Genomic DNA, 2,881 nt, shown 5'->3' with positions numbered 1-2,881 from the left:
CTGCCCAAGTCGCTGACGGGCGTGTTTCAGGGCCTGCTGCTGTTCAACCTGCTGGCCTGCGACACCCTGATTGCCTACCGGCTTAAATTTACCAGCGCCTTCTTCCCGCGCACCAAAGGAGCGCGCTGATGGATTCCACCGCACTGCTGATTGCGGCCACGCTGAGCGCCGGCACCGTACTGGCGATTGCGGCGCTGGGTCTGCTCATCAACGAAAAAGCCGGCATCGTCAACCTGGGCGCCGAAGGCATGATGCTGTGCGCCGCCATTGCCGGATTTGCCACCGTGGTGCACACCGGCAACAGCTGGCTGGGCTTTGCCGCCGGCATGGCTGCGGGGGCTTTTCTGGCGGCCCTGTTTGGTGTGCTGGTGATCTGGCTCAACACCAACCAGTACGCCACCGGACTGGCCCTGAGCATCTTTGGCGCGGGCTTTTCGGCGTTTGCCGGCATCAACTACGTGCAGGAAAAGCTGCCCGAGCAGTCGCAGTTTGTCATTCCCCTTCTGCGCGACATTCCCTTTCTGGGCCCGGCGCTGTTTCGCCAGCACCCCATGGTCTACATCGCGATGGCGATTACCGGCGGGCTGATCTGGTTTTTGTACCGCACGCGCGCCGGTCTGGTGCTGCGCTCGGTTGGCGAAAGTCCCGAATCGGCGCATGCGCTGGGTTACCCGGTGCGGCGCATCCGCCTGGCTGCCGTGGTGGCGGGCGGGGCGCTGTGCGGGCTGGCCGGCGCCTATGTGTCGGTGGTGTACACGCCGCTGTGGGTCGAAGGCATGATTGCCGGCAAAGGCTGGATCGCGCTGGCGCTCACCACCTTTGCCACTTGGCGGCCGGCCCGGGTCTTGCTTGGGGCTTACCTGTTTGGCGGCGTGACCATGCTGCAGTTTCACCTGCAAGGGCTGGGCGTGGATGTGCCCAGCCAGTGGCTGAGCATGCTGCCCTATCTGGCCACCATCGTGGTGCTGGTGCTGATTTCGCGCAACCCGCTGTGGATACGTCTGAACATGCCCAGCTCGATTGGCAAGCCTTTCTACCCGGAAGCCTGAGCGGTTCGACCGCATAATCGTAATTTTTTGCCCTTTTTCCTTCTTCAATGAAAGCGAGACGACATGACTGACCTGCAAAAACGTTCCCTGCTCAAGCTGGCGGCCCTGTCGGCGGTGGCCACGGCCGCCCTGATGGGCTGCGGCAAAAAGGACGTACCTGCACCCGCGCCCGTCCCGGTGGCAGAAGCACCTGCGCCTGCCAAGGCCGAGCCCCTGAAGATCGCCTTTGCCTACGTTGGCCCGGTCGGCGACGGCGGCTGGACCTATGCCCATGACAATGGCCGCAAGGCGGTCGAGGCGGCCTATGGCGACAAGGTCGTCACCAGTTTTGTTGAAAAAGTGCCCGAGTCGGCCGATGCCGAGCGCGTGATTCGCGACATGGCCCAGCAGGGCAACAAGCTGATCTTTGGCACCACCTTTGGCTACATGGAGCCCATGCTCAAGGTCGCCAATGACATCAAGGACGTCAAGTTCGAGCACGCCACTGGCTACAAAACCGCCGACAACCTGCGCACCTATGACAGCCGCACCTACGAAGGCGCCTACATGGCCGGCGTGATTGCCGGCAAGATGAGCAAGTCGGGCACGCTGGGCGTGGTCGGTTCGGTGCCGATTCCTGAAGTCGTGCGCAACATCAACAGTTTCACGCTGGGCGCCCAGTCGGTCAACCCGAAAATCAAAACCAAGGTGGTCTGGGTCAATGAGTGGTTCAACCCACCCAAGGAAACCGAAGCGGCTACCGCGCTGATCAATGGCGGCGCCGACGTGCTGTTCCAGAACACCGACTCGTCGGCCGTGCTGCAGACCGCCGAAAAAATGGGCAAGCGCGCCTTCGGCTGGGACTCCGACATGACCGCCTATGGCCCGAAAGCCCACCTGGCTTCCGCCATCATCAACTGGGGTCCGTACTACGTCAAGGCCGTCGGCGAGGCGCTTGAAGGAAAATGGACCGGCAACACCAGCGCCTGGTGGGGCGTCAAGGAAGGCGCGATCGACCTGGTGTCGATGGCCGCTGACGTGCCTGACGAGACCAAAAAGCGCATTGACGATGTCAAGGCCGGCCTGAAAGACGGCAGCTTTTCCATCTGGAAAGGCCCCATCATGGACAACACCGGCAAGGAACTGGTCGCCAAGGATGTGGTGGCCGACGACAAGTTCCTGGGTGGCCTGAAAACCTACGTCAAGGGCGTGGAAGGCAAGGTTCCCGGTAACTGATCCCCCGGGTTGTTCGCAAAAGATCGACCTGACAGCTGCCTTCGGGCAGCTTTTTTGTTTTTGGAGTTGACATGAATCTGCCTGAATATGCCGTGAAACCGGTTGCCGCCGACCGCCTGCCCGAGTTGCTGCGGCGCATGCCCAAAGCCGAGCTGCACATCCACATCGAAGGCTCGCTTGAACCCGAACTGATTTTTGCATTGGCGCAGCGCAACGGCCTGGCCTTGCCCTATGCCAGCGTTGCTGCGCTGCGCAGCGCCTACGCCTTCACCAACCTGCAGAGTTTTCTCGATATTTATTACGCCGGCGCCAGTGTGCTGCTCAAGGAGCAGGATTTCTACGACATGACGCGTGCCTACCTGCTGCAGGCAGCCAGAGACAACGTGGTGCATGCCGAGCTGTTTTTCGACCCGCAGACGCACACGGCCCGGGGCGTGTCCATGGAAGCCGTCATCAACGGACTGCACCGCGCCTGTGTCGATGCCCAGGCCGAACTGGGCGTCAGCGCCTCGCTGATCATGTGCTTCTTGCGCCATCTGAGCGAGGAGGATGCGTTTGCAACGCTGGAGCAATCCCTGCCTTTTCGCGACAAGCTGATCGGCGTGGGGCTCGATTCG

At 61.7% G+C, this 2,881-nt stretch carries 3 protein-coding genes and 1 pseudogene; all 4 read left to right on the top strand.

The window, feature by feature from the left end; genetic code table 11:
* A pseudogene (locus tag Q8K05_RS16875) lies at positions 1-129 on the top strand (ABC transporter permease); the annotation flags it as partial.
* Positions 129-1,049, top strand: coding sequence for an ABC transporter permease (locus tag Q8K05_RS16870; RefSeq protein ID WP_305247771.1), 921 nt, complete (start codon positions 129-131; stop codon positions 1,047-1,049). The pseudogene Q8K05_RS16875 and the gene Q8K05_RS16870, both read left to right, overlap by 1 nt.
* A gap of 63 nt (positions 1,050-1,112) precedes the next feature.
* Positions 1,113-2,264 carry a BMP family ABC transporter substrate-binding protein gene (locus Q8K05_RS16865; protein WP_305247770.1) on the top strand — a complete coding sequence of 384 codons (1,152 nt, stop codon included), beginning with the start codon at positions 1,113-1,115 and terminating at the stop codon, positions 2,262-2,264.
* Positions 2,265-2,335: 71 nt separating this feature from the next.
* The coding region (locus tag Q8K05_RS16860; RefSeq protein WP_370868891.1) for an adenosine deaminase at positions 2,336-2,881 on the top strand (546 nt) is incomplete at its 3' end.

This window comes from Polaromonas sp., from assembly GCF_030682935.1.
Classification (GTDB): Bacteria; Pseudomonadota; Gammaproteobacteria; order Burkholderiales; family Burkholderiaceae_C; genus Polaromonas.
This window is presented reverse-complemented; position numbering and strand designations above follow the sequence as displayed.

Coding starts and splice junctions, on each gene's coding strand:
- Q8K05_RS16870 (WP_305247771.1), top strand. CDS start 129: ATGGATTCCACCGCACTGCTGATTGCGGCCACGCTGAGCGCCGGCACC.
- Q8K05_RS16865 (WP_305247770.1), top strand. CDS start 1,113: ATGACTGACCTGCAAAAACGTTCCCTGCTCAAGCTGGCGGCCCTGTCG.